This is a genomic window from Acinetobacter sp. PFS20, assembly GCF_052261015.1.
Taxonomy (GTDB): domain Bacteria; phylum Pseudomonadota; class Gammaproteobacteria; order Pseudomonadales; family Moraxellaceae; genus Acinetobacter.
On record NZ_JBPVZE010000001.1, the window covers coordinates 1,612,030 to 1,635,585 of the forward strand.

The 23,556-nt window shown below is 35.0% G+C and carries 20 protein-coding genes and 1 pseudogene; 14 read left to right on the forward strand and 7 right to left on the reverse strand.

Going from position 1 to position 23,556, the window contains the following annotated elements:
• The first annotated feature begins 2 nt into the window (after positions 1-2).
• The 5 genes from ACS125_RS07625 to ACS125_RS07645 all read left to right on the forward strand — a co-directional run bounded on the left by ACS125_RS07625 (position 3) and on the right by ACS125_RS07645 (position 5,202).
• Positions 3-797 carry a serine hydrolase gene (locus ACS125_RS07625; protein ID WP_004794364.1) on the forward strand — a complete coding sequence of 265 codons (795 nt, stop codon included), beginning with the start codon at positions 3-5 and terminating at the stop codon, positions 795-797.
• Positions 797-1,846 (forward strand): YheC/YheD family protein, encoded by a 1,050-nt coding sequence (locus tag ACS125_RS07630; protein WP_116772764.1) that lies wholly within the window; start codon positions 797-799, stop codon positions 1,844-1,846. The genes ACS125_RS07625 and ACS125_RS07630 overlap by 1 nt, the downstream gene beginning before the upstream one ends.
• 10 nt (positions 1,847-1,856) lie before the next feature.
• Entirely contained in the window at positions 1,857-3,371 is a 1,515-nt protein-coding gene (locus ACS125_RS07635; protein WP_004794359.1) for a glycosyltransferase, read from the forward strand.
• Entirely contained in the window at positions 3,325-4,314 is a 990-nt protein-coding gene (locus ACS125_RS07640; protein ID WP_004794357.1) for a hypothetical protein, read from the forward strand. The genes ACS125_RS07635 and ACS125_RS07640 overlap by 47 nt, the downstream gene beginning before the upstream one ends.
• Before the next feature lie 480 nt (positions 4,315-4,794).
• Positions 4,795-5,202, forward strand: a complete 408-nt coding sequence (locus ACS125_RS07645) for a hypothetical protein (protein ID WP_004794355.1) — start codon at positions 4,795-4,797, stop codon at positions 5,200-5,202.
• A 91-nt stretch (positions 5,203-5,293) separates the two neighbouring features.
• On the opposite strand, the gene ACS125_RS07650 is transcribed toward ACS125_RS07645, so the two are convergent.
• The gene (locus tag ACS125_RS07650) at positions 5,294-5,662 is read right to left on the reverse strand and encodes a hypothetical protein (protein WP_004794354.1); all 369 of its coding nucleotides are present in this window, start codon (positions 5,660-5,662) and stop codon (positions 5,294-5,296) included.
• A gap of 576 nt (positions 5,663-6,238) precedes the next feature.
• Entirely contained in the window at positions 6,239-6,826 is a 588-nt protein-coding gene (locus ACS125_RS07655) for a recombinase family protein (protein WP_034596371.1), read from the reverse strand.
• Positions 6,827-7,626: 800 nt separating this feature from the next.
• On the opposite strand from ACS125_RS07655, the gene ACS125_RS07660 reads away from it, so the two are divergent.
• Positions 7,627-8,211 carry a recombinase family protein gene (locus ACS125_RS07660; RefSeq protein WP_004794350.1) on the forward strand — a complete coding sequence of 195 codons (585 nt, stop codon included), beginning with the start codon at positions 7,627-7,629 and terminating at the stop codon, positions 8,209-8,211.
• Between the two features lie 701 nt (positions 8,212-8,912).
• On the opposite strand, the gene ACS125_RS07665 is transcribed toward ACS125_RS07660, so the two are convergent.
• From ACS125_RS07665 to ACS125_RS07675, 3 genes are all read right to left on the reverse strand, one after another.
• Positions 8,913-10,196, reverse strand: coding sequence for a ribonucleotide-diphosphate reductase subunit beta (locus ACS125_RS07665; protein WP_174731256.1), 1,284 nt, complete (start codon positions 10,194-10,196; stop codon positions 8,913-8,915).
• A gap of 138 nt (positions 10,197-10,334) precedes the next feature.
• Positions 10,335-10,469 carry a preprotein translocase subunit YajC gene (locus ACS125_RS07670; protein ID WP_081399196.1) on the reverse strand — a complete coding sequence of 45 codons (135 nt, stop codon included), beginning with the start codon at positions 10,467-10,469 and terminating at the stop codon, positions 10,335-10,337.
• 54 nt (positions 10,470-10,523) lie between these two features.
• Positions 10,524-13,355 carry a ribonucleoside-diphosphate reductase subunit alpha gene (locus ACS125_RS07675; protein WP_004794340.1) on the reverse strand — a complete coding sequence of 944 codons (2,832 nt, stop codon included), beginning with the start codon at positions 13,353-13,355 and terminating at the stop codon, positions 10,524-10,526.
• A gap of 353 nt (positions 13,356-13,708) precedes the next feature.
• Between ACS125_RS07675 and ACS125_RS07680 the strand changes: the two are divergent.
• From ACS125_RS07680 to bfmS, 3 genes and pseudogenes are all read left to right on the forward strand, one after another.
• Positions 13,709-13,892, forward strand: a pseudogene (locus ACS125_RS07680) (hypothetical protein).
• The gene (gene bfmR / locus ACS125_RS07685) at positions 13,889-14,605 is read left to right on the forward strand and encodes a response regulator transcription factor BfmR (protein ID WP_003653488.1); all 717 of its coding nucleotides are present in this window, start codon (positions 13,889-13,891) and stop codon (positions 14,603-14,605) included. The pseudogene ACS125_RS07680 and the gene bfmR overlap by 4 nt, the downstream one beginning before the upstream one ends.
• A 32-nt stretch (positions 14,606-14,637) precedes the next feature.
• Entirely contained in the window at positions 14,638-16,287 is a 1,650-nt protein-coding gene (gene bfmS, locus ACS125_RS07690) for a sensor histidine kinase BfmS (protein ID WP_312821713.1), read from the forward strand.
• A gap of 22 nt (positions 16,288-16,309) precedes the next feature.
• On the opposite strand, the gene ACS125_RS07695 is transcribed toward bfmS, so the two are convergent.
• Entirely contained in the window at positions 16,310-16,663 is a 354-nt protein-coding gene (locus ACS125_RS07695) for a hypothetical protein (RefSeq protein ID WP_002120022.1), read from the reverse strand.
• Between the two features lie 91 nt (positions 16,664-16,754).
• The gene (locus ACS125_RS07700; RefSeq protein ID WP_174731262.1) at positions 16,755-18,173 is read right to left on the reverse strand and encodes a GGDEF domain-containing protein; all 1,419 of its coding nucleotides are present in this window, start codon (positions 18,171-18,173) and stop codon (positions 16,755-16,757) included.
• A gap of 424 nt (positions 18,174-18,597) precedes the next feature.
• On the opposite strand from ACS125_RS07700, the gene ndhC reads away from it, so the two are divergent.
• The 5 genes from ndhC (at position 18,598) to nuoF (ending at position 23,556) form a co-directional block, all read left to right on the forward strand.
• On the forward strand, positions 18,598-19,149 hold the full coding sequence (ndhC, locus tag ACS125_RS07705; RefSeq protein ID WP_003653481.1) for an NADH-quinone oxidoreductase subunit A: 552 nt from the start codon (positions 18,598-18,600) through the stop codon (positions 19,147-19,149).
• A 6-nt stretch (positions 19,150-19,155) separates the two neighbouring features.
• Positions 19,156-19,833 carry a NuoB/complex I 20 kDa subunit family protein gene (locus ACS125_RS07710; RefSeq protein ID WP_002050353.1) on the forward strand — a complete coding sequence of 226 codons (678 nt, stop codon included), beginning with the start codon at positions 19,156-19,158 and terminating at the stop codon, positions 19,831-19,833.
• Positions 19,834-19,917: 84 nt separating this feature from the next.
• A complete protein-coding gene (nuoC, locus tag ACS125_RS07715) occupies positions 19,918-21,705 on the forward strand; it encodes an NADH-quinone oxidoreductase subunit C/D (RefSeq protein ID WP_004794331.1) in 1,788 nt (595 codons plus the stop codon).
• 13 nt (positions 21,706-21,718) lie between these two features.
• A complete protein-coding gene (gene nuoE, locus ACS125_RS07720; RefSeq protein ID WP_004794328.1) occupies positions 21,719-22,228 on the forward strand; it encodes an NADH-quinone oxidoreductase subunit NuoE in 510 nt (169 codons plus the stop codon).
• On the forward strand, positions 22,225-23,556 hold the full coding sequence (nuoF, locus tag ACS125_RS07725; protein ID WP_151964521.1) for an NADH-quinone oxidoreductase subunit NuoF: 1,332 nt from the start codon (positions 22,225-22,227) through the stop codon (positions 23,554-23,556). Before nuoE ends, nuoF begins: the two co-directional genes overlap by 4 nt.

Below are 23,556 nucleotides of genomic sequence, written 5' to 3' on the forward strand. Positions count from 1 at the left end.
CTATGAGCACTATTACAAGTACAGATACGAAAGTAATAGGATTAACTGAATTTAATTCAATTATGAAAAAAATTGAGAGAATTTCTGCTAAATCTTTATCAATCTTTATTATTGATAATGAGCATAGTATTGAAGTTTATTCTAAGAATAAAAATATCAAAATTGTACCTGGTTCAGTTATAAAATTATTAACATTATTTTTAGTATTTGATTTAAATATTTCTTTAAGAGAAATTGTAACAGTTAAAAAAAATAATTTAATAGTTGGGAGTGGTTATAATTTATTTGAAAATGATCTTATAACAATCAATGATTTACTTAAAAACATGATATTTAAATCAAGCAATACGAGTGCCGAAGTCTTAAAAGAAGTAATTGAAGAAAAAACGAATATTTCTTATGAAGAACATGTAGAAAGATTAATAAATAGAATTGGGATGAAACTTACAAATATTTTAAATTCGCATGGTTTATATAAAAGTAAACAATATACAACTGTCGATGACTTATTAAAATTAGTTATTAATATATTAGAAAATAAAAAAATAGAGTCTTTTCTATTTTATAGTCATCAGAGTATTGTTGTTCAAAGAAATAAAAGCTATGTCAATATTGATTTTGATACTAATGAAAGAATATTTATTAAAACAGGAACACTTTTTCCTAATGTATTTAATAGCGTACAGATAGTAAAAAAACGCAATAATTATCTTATTGCTTGTCTAGGATATTCAAAAAATGATCACACTAGATTGATTGATCAAGAAATGATTAATGATTTAATTGGAGTAATATAATGTCTGTATTTGGAATTTTAAAACCAGCAAAAAATTTAACTGATGTAGAAGAAATCTTCATCATTGTTGCTCAAAGCCGTGGGCATGAAGCTTATGTTTTTACAGCAAAAGATGTGTGTTTTGAAACTGAAAAGGTGATAGGCAAGACTATATTAAATGGAAAAGTTTTAGAAAAAGAATTTAACTTTCCTAATGTAATTCAAAATAGACTCGCTGTTAAGGCAGAAGATAAGGAAATATATTTAAAATTAGCAGAAAGAATTCCTTTTACATCAAATAGAATTGGGACAAAAAAGAATGTTGATCTAAAACTTCAGAAAATTGAAGATATTAACGAATTTTTGATAAGTGTTGAGGACTGTAAAGAATTTGAGGATCTTTTGGGTGCAATTCAAAAATATAAAAAAGTTATACTAAAGCCCTTATCAAGTAATCAGGGGAAAGGAATTTTTTCCGTCGAGTTTTTAGATAAAAAATATATAGTAAAACAGTTAGATAGAAAAAATGAGTTTAATAAAAATGAATTGAGAAGTTTTTTTGATAAAGAAATTAAGAATAAAGGCTATTCTCTAAGCAGATATTTCAACAGTTCTACAAATAATGCACTAAACACAGTCTTCCGGATGCAAATTAGTAGGGGGGCTGGTGGTAAGTGGAAATTAATAAAATTTTTCCCTTATGTAAATATTAATAAAAATATTGATATTACGAATGGTATGCAAGGAGCATTAATCACAACACGTGAAAAATTATTTTTAGAACAATATTATCCAAACTCATTTGAAAAAATTAATAAAAGTATAAAGAAAATTTTCGAAAAATTTCCACTCGCTTTTCAAAAGCAATATGCATGGCGCTTAGATTCATTAGGTCTAGATTTAGGTATCGATCAAGAAGGGAATATTGCTATATTTGAAGTTAATGCAGGGCCAGGAATTGGATTTATGGCTTATCCGGTAGCAAAAGCTCAGGTTGATTATTACGAATGGTTGCAAGAAAATGCAAAACCACCTTTCAAGAATAACTTTTTACCTATAAATCTAAGATAAGAGAATTATAATGTTAAAAGAAAAGGGTATATATATGCTTTATCCTGCAATTAAGCAGGAAAAAAATGGTCTATTAATTGCGCTAATTAAAAGAGCAGATTTATTTAGTAGAAATGGAATTAAAGTAAATATATGTACTCTTTCCTATAATCCTATGGTTAATCTTCTTTATAAGGATTTGTATACAAGCAAATTGTTAGATTTAGATGCAAGTAAAAATATTAATTTTTTCAATTTATATTCTTACTATCAAAAAAGCAAATTTTCAATTGATTTTAATCCAGAAGATAGTAGTAAAATTACCATCGAAGAAAAAAATATTGAAAGTGATAGTTTAGGGAATATTAAAATTTTTGATGAAAGAAATAAACTCTGCAAATATTATGTTAAAAATAAGCAAGGTCTTTTGAGTCATATAAATATTTTTGAATCTGGCAAAATAGTTAAAAGATTAAAATTTAATGAAAAAGGGATTTTAAGCTCATCACAAGTTTTAGATAGTAACAGATTAATTCTTGCTGAAGATTTCTATGATATTAATAATCATCTTGTCCTATCACGAAATTATAATAAGGAAGGGAAGGTCGTTAGTCTATATTTGTATGAAGACGGTGGCATAATTTCACGAAAATTTAGTTCGGAAATTGAACTATTTGAATATACTTTATCTAAAATTAATGCAAATGAGCATAAGATTTATATTATTGATAGAGCCATAGTTTTTGCAAAAAATATATTATTGAATAAAAGGGAGAACTCTACTGTTATTGGCATTATTCATGCCGCACATTATTCAAAAGCTAGAGAAAAAGATTCAAAAACTAATGCACACTACAAGAGTTATATTGAAAACTTAGAGAAAATAGATCATCTCATATTTTTAACAGAGAAACAAAAAAATGATTTTAGTGAAAGATTTGGTTCCTATCCAAACTACACTGTTATTCCCCATTTTTATAAAAAAGCAACATTCGAAAATAGCTTAAATTCCAGACAAAAATATAAGTGTGTTTGCTTAGCACGGTTTGATAAAGTAAAAAGATTAGATCTACTTATAGAATTGTTTGGTGAAATTCATAGAAAAGTTCCTAAAGCAACCCTAGATATTTATGGTTTTGGACCTGAAAAGGAAAACTTAATAAAAACTATAGAAAATAATAATTTGGTAGGTGTAGTACGGCTATGTGATTTCGTTTCTGATGTAAATTCTGTACTCAAAAATGCAGATCTAATGTTATTTACTAGTGGATCTGAAGGATTCTGTATGGCTATATTGGATTCTTTAAAAAATGGTTGCCCAGTAATTTCTTTTGATATTGATTATGGTCCAAGTGAAATGATTATTAATGACTATAATGGCTATTTGATTGAAGATAATGACAATGAGAAATTTATTAACTCTACTATAGAATTATTGAATAACAGAGAGAAAATAAGTTTCTTCCATAAGAACTGCGCTAAATCTGTATGGAGATTCAATGATGAAAATAATTTTAAGTTATGGAAAAATATTATCTTTAAATAATATTTTAAAGATTATTTTCTTTTTTGGAGTCTCATTAATGAGCTTGGCTTGTTTAGCGGCGGACAAAAAAAATATGACGGTCGATGAAGAAAAAAAATATTATAAATCTGCAAAAGTTAGGGTGATTTATAGCCTGAATGAGATAGAGCAGACAGATATCAATAAAAATAATATTCCAGATTATGTAGAAAATATTGCAATTCAAGCTAATGCAACTATAGATGCACTGGACTATTTAGGTTTTGTTAATCCTCTTAATAGCCCTCGATATAAATCTCAAGTGAATTATATTGATATTCATGTGGTTAGCATAAGTTATAACGGTATTGCTTACGATAAACCTTACCTAGCTAGTTTTGATGGAATAAAAAAAGATAAAGCATTATTGATTAAATTAAACAATAGATTAGAAAATTTTCCAGGAAATTACTGGACTGTTGTTGCTCATGAGATATTTCATCTTTATCAATACGGATATAGTCCATTAAAACCAAGTTGGTATCTTGAAGGTATGGCAAATTGGTCGGAAAGATTATTAAGAAAAGATGATATTGATAGAAAGGGTAGAATTCTTTTACCAACTAGTACTAGTAGTTTACAAAATAACATTTATCAAATACCTTACAATAAGTTGTGGTATAGATTAGCTTTTTTGTCTAATAAAATGAATGACATTAAATTAAATTTGCCAGACAGTATAATAAAACGAAAATACGTTGATGGGAGCCCAGTTTTTAAAGATAATTCGTTCTCTGGTTATATATTTATGAGAAATTTTTTATCAAATTTATCATTAGTAGCAAATGATAGGAAGCTTTTACTTCCTTTAAATAAATATAATAACTTTTATAATTCTTCAATAATTGTTAATTGTCTTAAAAAAACAATAATAGAATCTGGCATAAAACTAGATTCTGATGAGAAGGACTTCTTAAATTTATAACTTTAATCATACTACAAGTTTTAGAACTCTTTTCTTAAAATTTTAGTAATAATTATTTGTATTTAAAACATGTATTTAAAACATTTTTTAAGATGTGCGTAGCTTTAGTGTATGTAAAGTAAGAATATTTTTTTTAATAGGGAAAAATATTTTGAACTTAATTAATTCATAATTGATACTGATGCATTCTCATGTAAATATAATCTTGAGGGTATTAATTATATAACTATCCTCGTATTTCAGGTTTGAGTGATGTTCACTAAGTCCACCGCCTTTTAGGAGGTGGACTCTTCTTAATTAATAGAGAACTTGGAATTATATTGATTTCTTTTATCCTAATTTAAAAGGGTAAGATTAAATTTCACTTAAAATTATTTTATTGATATATCTATTGTTGATAATCCTAATTCTATAAAATTTATTTTAAGAGGGATTTTATGAAAATGGATATTTAAATATTTAACATGAGGATTAAAATTAATGAAGAATTTAATTCTAACTCAGCTCGTACTTACATTGACACTAATCTTGATAGGATGTGTTAATCAGCCATATGGGCATCAATCAGTTTATTCGCCAGCTTCTATTAATACCATTGCTAGTCATAAATTGTATTTGATAGCAGAAAAATCAGGCCATCCTAGCTTAGGTACTGGTGAAGTTACAACAGATAAAGCTACTCAATATGCAAGTAATCATAAGAAAACAGTGATTTGTGATAAACATCATTACTATGCAGCGAGTGATGTTAGTAGCGATGTGAAACAAACAAAGATTACTTTAGTAAGTGGTGAGAAGATTAATGTCTCTAAATCGTGTTGGGTAGAAGATGCGAACCCACAAAATTCAATTTACGTTTCTAAATCATCTGTCAGCCATGGTTTTTGATAACTAAGTATAAAAAAGTAGACTAAGCTTTAGGTAGCTTAGTTTTTTTATGAATTATTCAAATAATTTTAAGATCTTGTCTTTAAATCCATTAGCTATTTAAACTAAAGCAATTGATTGATGCGATAGCTTGAAAATAATCTTTATATAATTCTATATTGGAATCTATTAGTTTGTTTTTTTCAATTTTTATTAAATATAGCTTATTAATATTTACTTCATTATGACTTAAAATAAACTCTATTATAGTACCTATTTCATCTTTTTTATTTAATTTTACTATAAAAACAGAAAAACCTATTTCTTTCATTCTTTTTGCATAGAAGTTAGCATAAGTTTTTGTACTTTTCATTAAACCTGTATCAAAAATAATAATTGTTGGAAAAGGTCCAATTCCTGTGGGAATATAAATCTTACCTGTTGTTGAGCCTATTAAAAAATTCAAAAAAATATCATTCATATTAAATATTTATCATATTTTAAAATAAATAAATTTTCATAACAAATGCTTTAAAAGCATAAAATCGCTTTTTTAAAGCTAAAATTTATAAATTTCAAATGGTTGAATTGTTAAGTCAGTGTTTTAAATTGATTTTGATTGTCAAGATTTTCTTGATAATTGGATCATTTAAATTTATGCAAAATAACTCTACGATGTAAATATAACATAATCAATAGTAAATATATAAAATATTTTTTTTTAATATATTGAAAATAAGTATTATTTGTACTTATTGAGCACACCTCTATTTAGTAATTATTCTATAGGGAAATAATTATGATAGAAAGTTTAAAAATTACTTTTAACAAATCATAGGAAAAAGTAATTTATAATAAACTATTTCTAAATTTAGATCGTAAAATATTATTTAATTTCAAAGGGTTGAACATATTTTTCTGGGCTTGAAATTTAATATTATCTCGAATTAAGTATACTTGGTAGTCTAATACTTATTAAAACTAAATTAATCATTACTTTCCTTTTTATATTATTCCATGTGCATATAATAGAGTCTAAAGTTAAAAAAATTAATGATTACAATGCATTACCTTTCGTTGCATTATTTAAAATCCTTTGAATTACTGTTCTTGTAACTGAAAATTCTTTAGCGAGTGAATAGACACTATAACCTTTCTTAAATAGTTCAATTACTCTATTTTTTTGTTCATTATTTAATATTTCTGGCCGACCAACTTTTCTTGTTGGTTTTTGATCCTTCAACCTCTTATTGTCCGACTTGAACAACTTCTCAAATTCGGCTGATAATTTGAGAAAATGGAGGAAGAAAATTTTCAAATCACCATTAATTTCATTTTTAGAATAATCCAAGCAAATTAGTCGGATTTTTTTTTGATCAATTTTATCAACTATCCCTAAAATTTCTTCAAAACTATTACCCAAGCAATCCATGCTTTTTATCACTAAAATATCGCCTTCTTCTAATGAATAACTTATTAAGTTAAGAAATTTATCTCTATAAATAATAGATTTATCAACAGATACTTCTTCTACTACTAATCTATTCTTTTGAATCTTATAACCATACTCACTAAAAAAGGAGATATATCTAGAAAATTCAAATTGCAAATTAGGCTCTATTCTAACATAGGCATATGTACGCATATTAAAAACACCAAAATTAAACAAAAACAAAACAAATCTTAGCATCTTATTTTTTTAAAAAAAACATGAACTAAATCACAAAAGTGTACTATACAGTGTTTAAAACATATTAATTAAATGCATAGTTAAAGCATCACTGTTCATCAGATTTTTTATCATTATTATATTAGTTAAGAATTTTATGAGTTTGTTGTGGGTATTTTTTTTCATGTTTAATTACCTTGTTACTAAGTCTTTCTAAATTTAATATTAATCTAATATTAAAATCTAGCTTTATTTTTTTACTGGATTAATTTGAATATATATAACATAAAAAAGTAGTATATGGCTAATGATGTAATGTTATTTTTTTCAATATCTTTATGATAAATAAGTGTTTTTTATTTTTACTTTGTGTTTAAATTTATTAAAATAAAATGCAGGTTTTAAAACATCTTCGTATAATGATTTATGAAAAGTTATAATTTTAAATTTTCTTAATTTTTAAATTTATATCATTTATTTTTTCGTTTTGTCTCTATTTATAATATTCTTATATTACTTTATAAGATCTAAATTTAAATATTAAAGTACTTTTCTACTAATTTGTTATTTATATAATGTTTTAAAATATTATATTTTTAATTGTTGTGATGGTTGAGCTTTTAAAATAGTAGAAATATGAAAATTATTACACTACTATAAAACTATGAAATTAATAAACTAATTATATAACAATCAATAAGTGAAGAACTAAGAGTATATTTTTAATTTACTTTAGTAGACATACTTCACTTCGCTCTAAGGGATAGGGGGGAGCTATGCGTATTTATGCATATATACGAACAAATTCAAATATTGAAGATCTAGGAAAAGAAAAAGAATCTTTTATTTCCTTACTAGAAAGCTTTAATCATAAAGTTCATCCCAATAGAGTAATTTTTGAATTGGTAGCAGTAGATAAATCTATTGCTATAAGGAATATTTTTTTTAATCTAATTAACTATTCCTTGGAAGAAGGTGATTTTCTCATTGTTAAAGGGATTGATTGTCTTGGGAATAGTTTTCAAGAAATATTATCTACAGTTATCTTAATTGAGAAAATGAAAATTAAATTAATTATATTGGATTATGCGAATTTTGAATTGAAAGAAGATATTAAAAATAACTTTATCCATTTTATAGAAATTTGCATTGCTTTTGAAAAGCTTTTTATATCTAATCAAGTTACACAAAAAAATCATAGATTATCTAAAAAGGTAGGTAGACCTGAAAAATTAACGGATTCTCAAAAACAGGATGTTATTAATAAATTTAAAAAAGGATTTACTGTATATTCTTTAGCTAAGGATCTTGCTGTTTCAAGGACTGTAATACAAAGAGTAATTGAAAAATCCAATGATTAATTTTGTGAGTAATATTAAATCTAATAATAGATTGAAATGATTTATTTTTTGTTACGTATTAAATTGTGTTTTAATTTTTAATTTAATGCATATTAAATTAAAAATTAATTTTAAAATTAAATTCATATTGATATTTTTATTTTTTATTCATATTGTTGTATGTGTTGTATAAAATAATTTTAATTTATTAAAAGTTATCTATTTAGTTGATTTTTATGATCTGGTAAAATTAAATATGGATAAGAGTATTGATTTAGAGAAATGGAAGTGCTCTAGATGTAATGGTTTTATTGTAGTTGATCATTCAAAAATTCAAAAAGAAGATTCTGTACAGTTTGTATATAGACGAATAACTAATAATGATTCTATTTATTTTATTTATAGAGTTGGTCTAGTGGTTAGCCGAAAGGAAAAATTATTAACTATTAAATATAAGAGCAGGTTATATAAGGTGCTGGATAGTGGTACTTATCCTGTAAATGCTCCAGCTCTTATTGTCTATAATATGTTTTGGATTTGTGGTTGTTAGTGTCTGAATATTAAAAATGCTTATTTTATCCAGTTGAAATTAATATAAATTTAAATTTATATATTGTTGATTTTGTTATTTATTTTATCTGCTATTTTTCTAATTTAATGAAATATGTCTTAAATAAAAAACCGCTATAGATAGCGGTTTTTTATTCAGCAGATGCTTAAACTTACCAGCTTAACGCACCACCAGTTTGGTAGTCAGTTACGCGAGTTTCAAAGAAGTTCTTCTCTTTACGCAAGTCCATCATCTCAGACATCCAAGCAAATGGGTTAGTTACACCAGCAAATTGCTCTGGTAAACCAAGCTGCGCTAAACGACGGTTACAGATGAATTTCAAGTATTCTTCCATCATGCTTGCGTTCATGCCCAATACACCACGTGGCATAGTGTCACGCGCATATTCGATTTCAAGCATTGTGCCTTCAACAATCATTTGAACCACTTCTTGTTGGAACTCAGCGCTCCAAAGGTGAGGGTTCTCAATCTTGATTTGGTTAATCATGTCGATACCAAAGTTCAAGTGCATAGACTCATCACGCAAGATGTATTGGAATTGCTCAGCAACACCGTTCATCTTGTTACGACGACCCATACTCAAAATTTGAGTAAAGCCACAATAGAAGAAGATCCCTTCAAGAACACAGTAGAACGCGATCAAGTTACGAAGTAAACGTTGGTCGTTTTCAGGTGTGCCTGTGTGGAAATTAGGGTCAGTTAAAGATTGAGTATATTTCAATCCCCACGCTGCTTTACGAGCAACAGATGGAACTTCACGGTACATGTTGAAGACTTCGCCTTCATCCATACCTAAAGATTCGATACAGTATTGGTAAGCGTGAGTGTGAATCGCTTCTTCAAATGCTTGACGCAAAATGTACTGACGGCATTCAGGGTTAGTAATGTGGCGGTAAATTGCCAATACTAAGTTGTTTGCAACCAAAGAGTCCGCAGTCGAGAAGAAACCTAAAGAACGCATAACAATCGTACGCTCATCTTCAGTTAAGCCGTTTTCAGACTTCCAAAGCGCGATGTCTAGGTTCATGTTTACTTCTTGCGGCATCCAGTGGTTTGCACACCCGTCAAGATATTTCTGCCAAGCCCATTCATATTTAAATGGAACAAGCTGGTTCAAGTCCGCACGACAGTTAATCATTGCTTTGTCGTCAACTTGAACACGTTGCGCGCCCATTTCTAGCTCTTCAAGGCCAGGGGCAACATCTAAGTGTTCTAAGGCTGCAGAGGCTCTAGCCACCGTATCGGAGGCAACTGTTGGTCGCACGGAATGGGTTCCAGCGGATTGTGGAGCTGCCACGCTCTGCGATGATGACTGCGCAGCAGATACATTCTGCGAATCAGACGTTTTTTCCGGTTGGATGGGCGCAGACTTGTGTTCAGGTGCAGCCGGTTTTTGCGAATCATCTTCAAAATCGTCCCAACTAAGGATAGACATTTTTGTTCTCTCTTCGTTGTGTATATCTATATTTGACATCTCTTAAACGAAGATGTCCCTACTATACGCTTTTAATGTGTAAACAAAATTAAGTTTTATTGATGCATGACCAAATTTTGGGCCTCTGGTCTCTACTCACTACAACTTATTTTGCTTACGCTGTTGCTTACGTATTGTGAAAAATGCGTAAATCAGCGGTATATAAAAGAAAAGAAAGGCAAAGATTAAAACTCCAACACCAAGCATATAGTTATGGCTGAGATGAAAAAGCATAATCTTTACCTCTTAAAATTGCTCTTTAGTGAAAAAGAGCAATTTTATTGAATGTTATTGGCAAGCTTCACAATCTGGGTTGTCGATTGAACAAGCCATTGGAACTGGAGCTGCTTGAGTAAAACCATCTTCTTCAACAGCTTCTGGTTTTTTCGCTTCTACAACAGGGGCAGCAACTGCCGCTGCTTCAACAGTCGCAGGTTTAACTGCGTTTAAAGCACCTGTGTTGATTGTAGATTTTTCAGCAGAAGTTGCGCCTAAAGCTCGGAGGTAATAAGTCGTCTTAAGACCACGTAACCATGCCATCTTGTAAGTGATGTCAAGTTTCTTACCATTAGCACCAGAGATGTAAAGGTTAAGAGACTGAGCTTGATCAATCCACTTTTGACGACGTGATGCAGCATCAACGATCCAACGTGTATCTACTTCAAACGCAGTAGCAAAGATTGCTTTTAATTCTTCAGGAATACGAGCAATTTTTTGTACTGAACCTTCGAAGTGTTTCAAGTCATTAACCATCACTGTGTCCCAAAGACCACGATCTTTTAATGCACGAACGAGGTAAGGGTTAATAACAGTGAATTCACCAGACAAGTTAGATTTCACGTATAAGTTCTGGAATGTTGGCTCAATAGACTGAGAAACACCACAAATGTTAGAGATGGTTGCAGTAGGAGCAATCGCCATCACGTTTGAGTTACGCATACCGTCTTTTTGAACTTTGGCACGTAAAGTGTCCCAGTCTAAACGTTGAGTACGGTCAACTTCGAACATGCGTTCTGGACGAGATTTCGCAACAATTTCCAAAGAGTCGATTGGAAGGATACCTTGATCCCACAATGAACCTTTAAATGTTGAGTAAGAACCACGTTCAACAGCCAAGTTGCTTGAAGTTTCAATCGCGTAGTAGCTAATCACTTCCATTGATTCATCAGCAAAATCAATAGCAGCGTCTGAACCGTAAGCGATGTTCATTTCATATAGAGCATCTTGGAAGCCCATGATACCCATACCCACTGGGCGGTGTTTCAAGTTCGAGTTTTTCGCTTGTGGTACAGCGTAGTAGTTAATGTCGATAACGTTATCGAGCATGCGTACTGCTGTTTTAATTGTACGAGCTAACTTTTCACGGTCTAACACACCACCTTGAACGTGTTGTACAAGGTTGATTGAGCCCAAGTTACATACTGCGATTTCGTCTTGATTTGTATTCAAGGTAATTTCAGTACATAAGTTAGATGAGTGAACTACACCAACATGTTGTTGTGGTGAACGTAAGTTACATACATCTTTGAACGTAATCCATGGGTGACCAGTTTCGAACAACATAGAAAGCATTTTGCGCCATAAGTCTTTAGCACGTACTTTCTTGTGTAGCATGTTGGTTTCTTTCGCTACAGACTCATAGTAAGCATAACGCTCAGCAAATTCAGCACCAGTTAAGTCGTGCAAGTCTGGAGTTTCAGAAGGGGTAAATAGTGTCCATTCACCATCTTCAAATACACGTTGCATAAACAAGTCTGGAACCCAGTTCGCAGTGTTCATGTCGTGTGTACGGCGACGGTCATCACCAGTGTTTTTACGAAGTTCTAAAAACTCTTCGATGTCTAAGTGCCAAGTTTCTAAGTATGCACACACGGCACCTTTACGCTTACCACCTTGGTTTACGGCAACAGCTGTATCGTTCGCAACTTTTAGGAATGGAACTACACCCTGAGACTTACCATTTGTACCCTTAATGTAAGAGTTCAAGGCACGTACAGGTGTCCAGTCATTTCCTAAACCACCAGCCCATTTAGAAAGCATAGCGTTATCACGCATTGCGCCATAAATGTCGTAAAGGTCATCACCAATAGTTGTTAAGTAACAACTAGAAAGCTGGGGACGTAACGTACCTGAGTTAAACAGGGTAGGCGTAGACGCCATGTAGTCGAAGCTAGACAATAAGTTATAGAACTCGATTGCACGTTCTTCTTTATCTTGCTCATTTAACGCAAGACCCATCGACACACGCATAAAGAATAATTGTGGTAATTCGAAGCGAACGCCGTTTGAGTGAATGAAGTAACGGTCAAATAGAGTCTGTAAACCTAAGTAGGTAAACTGATTAGAGCGTTCTGGCTGAATTGCTGCTGCCAGTTTCTCTAAATCGAAATCAAGTAAGTCTGGTGAAAGCAAGTCAAGCTCTACACCTTTTTTCAAAAAGGCTTCGAGTGCATTGTTTTCAGGCGTATCTGTAGGTAAGCCTAAGAATGCTAAACCTGTGCTCACTAATTCACTAGAAAGCAAACGTGCAGTTACGTAAGTATAGTTTGGTTCTTGTTCAATACGAGTACGTGTTGCCATCATCATTGTAGTGGCAATATCAGACTCTTTTACGCCGTTATATAAGTTTTTAACGGTTTCATCGACAATAGCCTGAACGTCAATACCTTCCAAACCTTCAGCTGCTTTCGCTACAGTTGCTTGCAATGCACTTAAATCAAGTGGCTGAAGCTGACCGTTAGCATCGGTCACTTGTAACGTAGGATGGTGGTTTGAGTTTGTTTGCTGACGAGCAGTAGTACGTTGTTCGCGGTAAATCACGTAAGCGCGGGCAACTTTCTGTTCTCCGGTACGCATTAAAGCAAGTTCAACCTGATCTTGAATTTCTTCAATATGGATCGTACCGCCTGATGGTAAACGACGAGTGAAAGTATTTAATACCATTTCCGTCAGTTGGGTAATACGGTCGTGAATACGGCTTGAATCCGAACTCTGTTGACCTTCCACAGCAAGAAAAGCTTTACCAATCGCAACAGAAATTTTCTCTGCATCAAATGCAGCAACATCTCCAGTGCGTTTGATCACCTGAATTTGACCGGGAGTCGAAGTAATTACGCTCATGCCAGCATAGCTCCATTGTCACTTTTGTTATGTTTATAGACCGTTTGAACCGAGCAAAAAGTATGCCACGATGTTTGAGGGATAAACACAAGACTTAGTAGTTAAAGTTTATTTTGAACACAAGATACGGGATTTTTCATAGCAGATCAATCTTGACTTTTTAGTAATTTTTTATCTGTATGATTTGATGGGAGATAGCATAGCAAAGCTGTTAAAAAACACTTATAGATAAGTTTGTGGATAACTCAAAAAACAAACACTTAAATAAATTTAAACTAAACAGAGAAATAATTTGTTTAATATTCATACATTGGAAATATGAATAGAATATGAAATTTAATAACAATAAATAAATGTTAAAAACACGTGAAAATTCAAAGGCTAATAAAATGCAACAAAATACGATTGTCATGTATCAGTTTGGTGAACGCCTACTTGTTTACAATGTAAACGTGTGTATATTGCAAATGATAAACGAATGTATCTGCAAGATTTTTAAGATGCATTGAAACGAGATTTATAGGGGCAATGATATGAGCCAAGAAGAAAAGTTACCAAAGATTCTGATCGTTGAAGATGATGAGCGCTTAGCGCGATTAACTCAAGAATATTTAATTCGCAACGGTTTAGAGGTTGGTGTAGAAACTGATGGTAACCGTGCAATTCGTCGTATTATTAGTGAACAACCAGATCTAGTGGTCTTGGATGTCATGTTGCCGGGTGCCGATGGCTTAACTGTTTGCCGTGAAGTTCGTCCACATTATCATCAACCGATTTTGATGTTAACTGCACGTACAGAAGATATGGATCAGGTACTTGGTCTTGAAATGGGTGCTGATGACTATGTTGCTAAACCAGTTCAACCACGTGTGCTATTAGCGCGTATTCGTGCACTATTACGTCGCACAGATAAAACTGTAGAAGATGAAGTTGCACAGCGTATCGAATTTGATGACCTTGTAATTGATAATGGCGGCCGTTCTGTAACACTGCATGGTGAGCTTGTTGATTTCACTAGCGCAGAATATGACCTATTATGGTTGCTTGCATCAAATGCTGGCCGTATCTTATCGCGTGAAGATATCTTCGAACGTTTACGCGGTATTGAATACGATGGTCAGGACCGTTCAATCGATGTCCGTATTTCACGTATTCGTCCAAAAATTGGTGATGATCCTGAAAATCCAAAACGTATTAAAACAGTACGCAGTAAAGGTTACTTGTTCGTTAAAGAAACCAATGGGTTATAAGATCTGAATAAACTTCCTATAAGGTTGGTCGAGTGTTTAAACACAGTATATTCCTGCGAATCTATGCGGGACTGGTAATTCTTGTTGTTTTGGTTGCGGTTTTTGGTTATTTGCTTGTACAAATTATCAATTATCAACGTGCTCAAGAATACCGTGAATCCTTAACTGATGGTATTTCTTATGTCATTAGTGAGGGGGTCGCTCGACAACCGGGGAAGCAACAGAAAATAGACTGGGTTTCAGATGCATCAGATTTATTGGAACTTCCAATTTATTATACTGATGCAAGCAAGGTAGAGTTATCTCGTACCGAGAAAAAACGGATCGAAGCTCAAAAGTCTGTTGTCCGTTACGATGCTAGTAATAGTATTGCGTATATCATTATTGGTTTACGTGACGATCCTCAGCACTTTTTATCGATAAAAGTAGACAAAATTAGTGAGCGCCAAATGAAGGCTCTCCCTATTTTTGTACTTGATTATCTAATGTTTTATCCGGGACAAGAACAAGAATATCTTGCCAAGATTCAAAAACATTTTTCATATCCAATTAATATTTACAATATTCAAGATATTAATCTAGACTCTGAGCAAATTGGTCGTTTACGCCAAGATCAAAGTGTCATGTTGTACAAAGATAGTGCAACAATGCGCGGCACAACCATTTCAATCGTATCTCCAATACCAAATCATCCTGCACAAGTTCTGGTTCTTGGACCGGTTCCAATGTTTAACTGGATGCCTTTACAGCTTTCGGCTGGAATTACCTTATTCAGCCTATTCTTATTGAGTTTGGGTGTTTATGGTCTTATCTTGCCGTTAGAGCGTAAAATTCGCCAAGTACGTTATGCGTTAAACCGTATGAAGTCAGGAGACTTGTCATTGCGTGTTCCTATCGAGGGAAGTGATGAAATGGCAAACTTGGCGTCAAGTTATAACAATATGTCTGATCATATTCAGCGTTTAATTGAGGCTCAGCGTGAGTTGATGAGAGCTGTATCTCATGAGCTTAGAACACCAGTTGCCCGTATCCGTTTTGGTACAGAGATGTTGGCAGAGGAAGACGATTACAATCATCGTATGCATCAGGTCGATATGATTGATAAAGATATTGAAGCGCTCAATACCTTAATTGATGAAATCATGACTTATGCAAAGCTAGAGCAGGGTACACCTTCATTAGATTTTGCTGAAATTGCGCTATTTGATGTGTTGGATCAGGTTGCGGTAGAAACCGAAGCTTTAAAAACGCAAAAAGAAATTGAACTTGTTGCTCCTCCTGTTTATTTGAAAGTGGATGCAGAGCGCCGTTATTTACATCGGGTGGTTCAAAACTTGGTGGGCAATGCCGTTCGTTATTGTGATAACAAAGTTCGTATTACAGGTGGTGTTCACAGTGATGGCATGGCCTTTGTTTGTGTTGAAGATGATGGTGCCGGAATTCCTGAGCAAGATCGTCAAAGAGTATTTGAAGCCTTTGCTCGTTTAGATGACAGTCGTACGCGTGCGTCAGGTGGATATGGCCTAGGATTGTCTATTGTAAGTCGTATTGCTTACTGGTTTGGTGGTGAGATTAAAGTAGATGAAAGTCCTACCTTAGGTGGAGCTCGCTTTATCATGACATGGCCTGCGAAACGTTTTAAACAACCTCCTTTGAAAGCCAATAAAAAAGCACCTTCATAAAGGTGCTTTTTTATTGCATTACTTATAATTGAGTTGCATCTGGTTCCAAAATAGGTTTCCCGCTTCTTAAGCTGGTCAACGCATCGGAATTAAAGTCGATCAGTAATGAATTGTTTTTTGCATCAATCTGGTATTTTTGAATAAGAGGTTGATCTCCATTAAGCGTTTCTATTTTATATTCATCTGCAATATGCAAAATACCTTCTAGGTTTGTTGTCGTTGACGCAAAATCCTGTCTAAATATTTCATAGACATCTCGCAAGTCAAAAATTGCATTGTTCGCATCTGGATGTTTGTGAATATAGCTTTCTATATGTCGCACAAGTAACTGAGCAAACAAGTAGTAGTTTGGTTTGTGCGTATATTCTAGAGTCATGCATTTTTCTCCTTATTATCTGTTATTAGCATACATGGCAAAACACAGGTTATTGTATAAAATTCATTACACTAGATGATTAAATGAAAACCTATAAAGATATAAAGACCCGATTACGCCCTTGGCGTTTTGCTTGGTATAAAGCGTCATCTGCTTCTTTAAATAAATTTTCAATCGCTCTATGTGATGAAGGGGAATATAAACTTATACCAATACTGACTTGTATAAAAATTGGTAATTTCCCATAAATATAAATCGGTTGCTGACTAATTTTAATTCGTATTTGCTCTGCAAGGTCAAACGCACTCTCTTTTGTAGTATCTGCAATGAAAATTGCAAATTCTTCACCGCCAAATCGTCCTAATAAATCATGAGGATGCAAAATATTTTGAATAGTAGTGACACAGGTTTGTAGGGCGCGATCACCTATTTGATGACCGTAGTTGTCATTAACTTGTTTGAAATGGTCTACATCAAGCATGAAAAAGGCTGAGGTTTTATTTTCTTTATACACTTTTTCTTGAAGTAGTCTGACCGACTGCAAAAATTGGCGTCGAGTGAGACTTGAGGTTAGCTCATCATGCGCAATCGCGTGTTGAAGCTTTTGAATTAATTCTGAGTGTAAAACGCTAATACTAGAAACCGTAAGAGGGGCAATCGTCATCATGATTAACCCAATACGAATTGAAATCGTATTGCTGAAATAGTCATTTGGATAGAGTAAAAGATAATGTCCAGAAACATGATAAATAATGTAGGCACTAGTAAGACTTGTAATGAGTGCAACAATAATAGGTTTGTAGCGAATTGCACACCAAATCAGTGCAGCAATTGGGTAGAGTAGCGAACCGGGACCAGAGTCATAATAACTGGCTGCAATAGAAATGAGGACAGCCCCGAAAGGCAAAAGATCGGTTGCTTGTAAGCCACGATTTCTTGAAAAATAATGTTTTACCTGACTATATTGAGGTAAGTTCAATATGATCGGTAAAAGAAGCAAAGCATTTTGCAATTCTGAAGTGAACCAGTAGCCAAATTCATCCCACAAACCACCCAGCATAAATTTAGTATTAAACATGGGCACGAAAGTTGCTGCAAACAATCCACCTGCTACGCTTCCTACTCCGCATAAAGCAAATAAAAAAAGGTAAGAATAACCTCGATAGGCCGCTTTAATATGCTGATTAAAAAACATGTAGAGTGCGAACGTAGTAACAACATAAAGAAAATTTGACGTTGTTAAAACGAGTGTAAGAGCAAATGGAGTACCCTGAAATAGATCAGCGATGACATAGCCGCTATAAGCACCTACAAATGAGCTTAATCGCCGTGTGCTTGGAAAACGAATAAGTAAACCAAGCAAAACCGAGTTAGCGGGCCAGAAGAACGCGAGAAAGCTTAAAGGACGAGATGCAATGCCAATAAAACAACATACTGCAATAATGAAGCTAAACAGGAGAAAAATTTTTAAAGAGGAGAAAAATGAAAATTCACGAAGTGAGTATGGCATCAGCTGCCCTTAATGATAAATACTCTTATCCAAGAGTAATAAAATATTATGCATGACTAAACATTCATCATAATTCAGAGGAGAAGCTGAATACAATAAAAAACAAACTAATATTATAAAAAAGTAAGTTATTAAAACTTAATAGTCGATGAACTGTGTAAATATTCTAAAATTAAAAAATGAAAAAAATCATCATAAACAAAAAAACTATTAAATAAACCGATTATGTGCGGTGAAACCCCCCTTACAACCCATAGAAGAATAGTTTTGTTTAGAAAATCATCCGAAAGACTAAGACGCTTCAACTAGCATGCGAAATTAGAAATCAGGTACAATTGGCGGGATTAATTTTGTGTTTGGTGTATTTGAAGGCCAATACATACATTCTTTGTTAAATAATAGGCCTGCCAGGAGTTATCCCCGCATGAGTGCCATTACTCCATACGACTGGGCGATTATCGCCTTCGTGATCGGCGTTACATTTCTTTGCGTCTTTATGCTCACAGTTCCCTTACTCCTCGGGGGGAAATCGTGGGGGCGTGCTAAGCAAGAGCAGTTTGAATCGGGTGTCGTGAGTGCTGGTGGCGCTCGCATTCGCCTGTCTGCAAAGTTCTATTTAGTTGCAATTTTCTTTGTTGTCTTCGACTTAGAGGCACTTTACCTCTATGCATGGTCTACTTCTGTGCGTGAAGTAGGGTGGTTGGGATATACCACTGTCGTGATCTTTGTCGTTGATTTATTGATTGCGCTTGTTTATGCCTTCTCTGTAGGTGCTTTAAGTTGGTCACCAGCAGATCGCCGTAAATCAGCAGGTGAGGCGATTAAAATCGGTTCGCCAACAATGAACATTGCTGAAATTACACGCTTTAACTCTATTGAAGAGCTCGTAACTGACCCTACAGGCCAGATTCCAGCTCAATCATCAGGTCGTGTTAAGTCAAAAACTACACCTGCATTGTCATCTGAAAAGGAGTAAGTCGGGATGAAATATACTCTGACCCGCGCGAATCCGGATGCTGATCAATACCCATTGCAAGAACGTCAAATCGTGACAGATCCACTAGAAGAGGAAGTGAATAAAAACGTATTCATGACTCGTTTAGAGGATGTCTTGCATACAGCAGTAAACTGGGGGCGTAAAAACTCCTTGTGGCCATTTAACTTTGGTACTTCTTGTTGTTACGTTGAATATGCAACGACCTTAACAGGTGTGCATGACTTGTCACGTTTCGGCGCAGAGGTTATCCGTGCTTCACCTCGTCAAGCTGACTTGATGATTGTTGCAGGAACCTGTTTCGTAAAAATGGCACCAGTTATTCAGCGTCTGTATGAACAGATGTTAGAGCCTAAATGGGTCATCTCGATGGGTGCTTGTGCAAACTCTGGAGGTATGTACGACATCTATTCAGTAGTTCAAGGTGTAGACAAAATTATTCCTGTTGACGTGTACGTCCCAGGTTGTCCGCCTCGTCCTGAAGCATTAATTCAAGCTTTAATGCTTTTACAAGACCAGATTCAATTAGAGCGACGCCCGCTTTCTGCCGTGATCGGTGATGATCTTCAGCCAGTGTATAAGCCAAAGATGATGCCAGAACGTGACCGTAAGAATGCGCAGCGTATTGCCGTTAAAAACTTACGCTCTATGGATGAGATTAAATAATTTTTTGACGGTGCTTTGACATATCTAACCGATATGTTCATCGAGAAAATTGACAGAATTTGTATTAAATAGGAAGCCAAGCCAATGGCTGAAACTGACATTGCTATGCCAGAGTCAACACCAGTTGATTCACGCCCAGCATTTGCAATCGTAGAAGAACTCAAAACCAAATTTGGTGAGAACTTTTACGTGCAGGCGACTTTTGAAGAGTTTCCAACAGTCTGGGTTGAGCGCGCACGCGTGCAAGAAGTCCTTATGTTCCTACGTAAAGTGGAACGTCCATATGTAATGCTGTTTGACTTATCTGCGATGGATGAGCGTTTACGTGTTCATCGTGATGGTTTGCCAGCATCTGACTTCACTGTGTTCTATCATTTATTATCGCTTGAGCGTAATAGTGACATTCGTATCAAGGTTGCCTTGAACGAAAATGATCTTAACCTTCCGACAGCGACCAATATCTGGCCAAATGCCAACTGGTATGAACGTGAAGCTTACGATATGTTTGGTATCAATTTCGAAGGGCATCCAATGCTCCGTCGTATCTTGTTGCCAACGTACTGGGAAGGTCATCCGCTTCGTAAAGAATATTCAGCACGTGCGACAGAATATACGCCGTACATGCAAGACAAAGCGAAACAAGACTTTGAACAAGAGCACTTACGTTTTGTGCCAGAAGACTGGGGTCTTAAGCGTGGTAACGCTGACGAAGACTTCATGTTCTTGAACTTGGGTCCTAACCATCCATCTGCACATGGTGCGTTCCGTGTTGTATTGCAGTTAGATGGCGAAGAAGTGAAGGACTGTGTTCCTGATATTGGTTATCACCACCGTGGTGTGGAAAAGATGGCTGAACGTCAAACATGGCATTCTTTCATTCCTTATACTGACCGTGTCGACTACTTAGGTGGTTGTGCTCAAAACATGCCGTATGTAATGGCTGTAGAGCAAATGGCCGGTATTAAAGTTCCTGAACGTGCGCAAGTGATTCGTGTCATGTTGAACGAATTGTTCCGTATCAATAACCACTTATTGTTCTGTGGTACGGCAATTCAGGATGCCGGTGGTATGACGCCAGTATTCTATATGTTCGCAGACCGTCAAAAAGTTTACGACATTGTTGAAGCAATCACGGGTTACCGTATGCATCCAGCATGGTTCCGTATTGGTGGTACAGCACATGACCTTCCAAACAACTGGCAAAAGCTTGTTAAAGAATTGCTAGAGTGGATGCCTAAGCGCTTAAACGAATACTACACAGCAGCATTAAAAAACTCTGTGTTTATTGGTCGTACGCGTAACGTGGCACAATACGATGCCAAATCTGCACTCGCATGGGGTGTAACTGGTACTGGTTTGCGTGCGACAGGTATTGATTTTGACGTTCGTAAATATCGTCCATACAGTGGCTATGAAAACTTCGATTTTGATGTGCCAGTTGAGTATGAAGGCGATGCATATGCACGTGTACTCGTTCACTTCCGTGAAATTACTGAGTCGTTAAAAATTATTCAACAGTGTTTGGATAACATGCCTTCTGGTCCATATAAAGCGGATCATCCATTGGCTGTTCCACCACCGAAAGATAAGACATTACAAGATATTGAAACCTTGATTACGCACTTCTTGAGCGTTTCATGGGGTCCTGTCATGCCAGCGGGCGAGTCATCATTTATGACTGAAGTGGTTAAAGGCGCAAGTACTTATTACTTGACTTCAGATAAAGCGACGATGAGTTATCGTACTCGTATTCGTACACCGACGTTTACTCACTTACAGCAAATGCCTTCAGTGATTAACGGAAGTTTGGTATCTGACTTAATCATTTATCTGGCGACCATTGACGTGGTTATGGCTGACGTGGATCGCTAAGAGGTAACACATAATGATGATTTTGACTGATAAAAAACCACGTGTGAATGTTGAAGGAATTTTGACTGCGGACGAAATTCACGATATCGAACATCACATTGGTCACTATCCATACCCTCGTGCAGCCTCTTTGGATGCATTGAAGTGTGTACAGCGCCGTAATGGTTGGGTAGATGACGCTCAGATGAATGCTATTGCACAGTTGTTGTCGATGAGCGTTGCTGATTTGGAAGGCGTTGCAACATTTTACAATCGTATCTATCGCCATCCGGTAGGTCGTCACGTGATTTTGCTTTGTGACTCAATTGCTTGCTTCTTGATGGGTGCAGAAACACTTGCTGAAGCATTCCAGCGCGAATTAGGAATTCAGTATGGTCAAACGACGCCAGATGGTCGTTTTACGCTGCTTCCAATTTGCTGCCTAGGCAACTGCGACAAAGGCCCAACTTTAATGATTGATGAAGATACTCACGGTTTAGTTGAAGTGACATCAGTCAAACAGTTATTGGAGAAGTATGTATGAATACTGAACCAAAACCAATTTATGGCGACGGTAATCCAGAAACTCATCCATTAACTTGGCGTTTAAGTAAACGTGACGAAGTTCGTGGTGCTGATGATTACGAAGCACTTGAAGGCTATGCCGGCTTTAAAAAAGCATTAGGCATGAAACCTGCTGAAGTGTTAGACGTGATTAAAGCTGCAACCGTAAAAGGTCGTGGTGGTGCGGGTTTCCCAGCGGGTATTAAATGGTCATTAATGGCACCAAATGATGGTGGTCCACGTTACTTGATCTGTAATGCCGATGAAATGGAACCGGGTACCTTTAAAGACCGTTTGTTGATGGAAAAACTTCCACATCAATTGATCGAAGGGATGTTAATTGCGGGTTATACCTTAGAAGCAACTCAAGGTTATATCTTTATCCGTGGTGAATACATCGAGGCTGCTCAATATCTAAATGAAGCGTTAGAACAGATTCGTGCTAAAGGTTATTTAGGCGAAAACATCTTAGGTTCTGGCTGGAATTTTGATCTGCATGTGCATACGGGTGCAGGGCGTTATATCTGTGGTGAAGAAACTGCATTGATTAACTCGCTTGAAGGACGTCGTGCTAACCCTCGTACTAAGCCACCGTTCCCGCAAGTTGCAGGAGCATGGGGCCGTCCAACAATTGTGAACAACGTTGAAACTTATAACAACTTGCCAGCAATTATGCTTCGTGGTCCAGAGTGGTATATCGGTTTATCAGCAGGTAAATCAAAAGACCCAGGCACTAAAATTTATGGTGCGTCAGGTAAAGTGAAATTCCCAGGTCTTTGGGAATTACCATTTGGTACAACTGCGCGTGAAGTGATTGAAGATCATGCTGGTGGTATGCGAGAAGGCTTAAAGCTTAAAGCATGGTTACCAGGCGGTGCTTCAACTGACTTTTTACCAGCAGATACCATTGATTTACCAATGGATGCAGACACGATTATGAAAGCAGGTTCTCGTTTGGGAACATGTTTATTGATGGTTGTAGATGAAACCCAGTGCATGGTATCGCTTACTCGTAACTTAGAAGAGTTCTTTGCGCGTGAATCATGTGGTTTCTGTACACCATGTCGTGATGGTTTGCCATGGGCTGTTAAAGCGCTTAAAGCACTTGAAGCAGGCGAAGGTAAGAAAGAAGATATCGACCATTTACAAGAATTGACTCGTAAATTATGGATCGGTAAAACTTTCTGTGCCCACGCACCAGGTGCGATGGAGCCGCTTATGGGCGCACTCAAACATTTCCGTGGTGAGTTTGAAGCGAAAGTGACGACTCGTCCTGTCGTGCAAACCAGCAACGTAGAACAAGCTTAA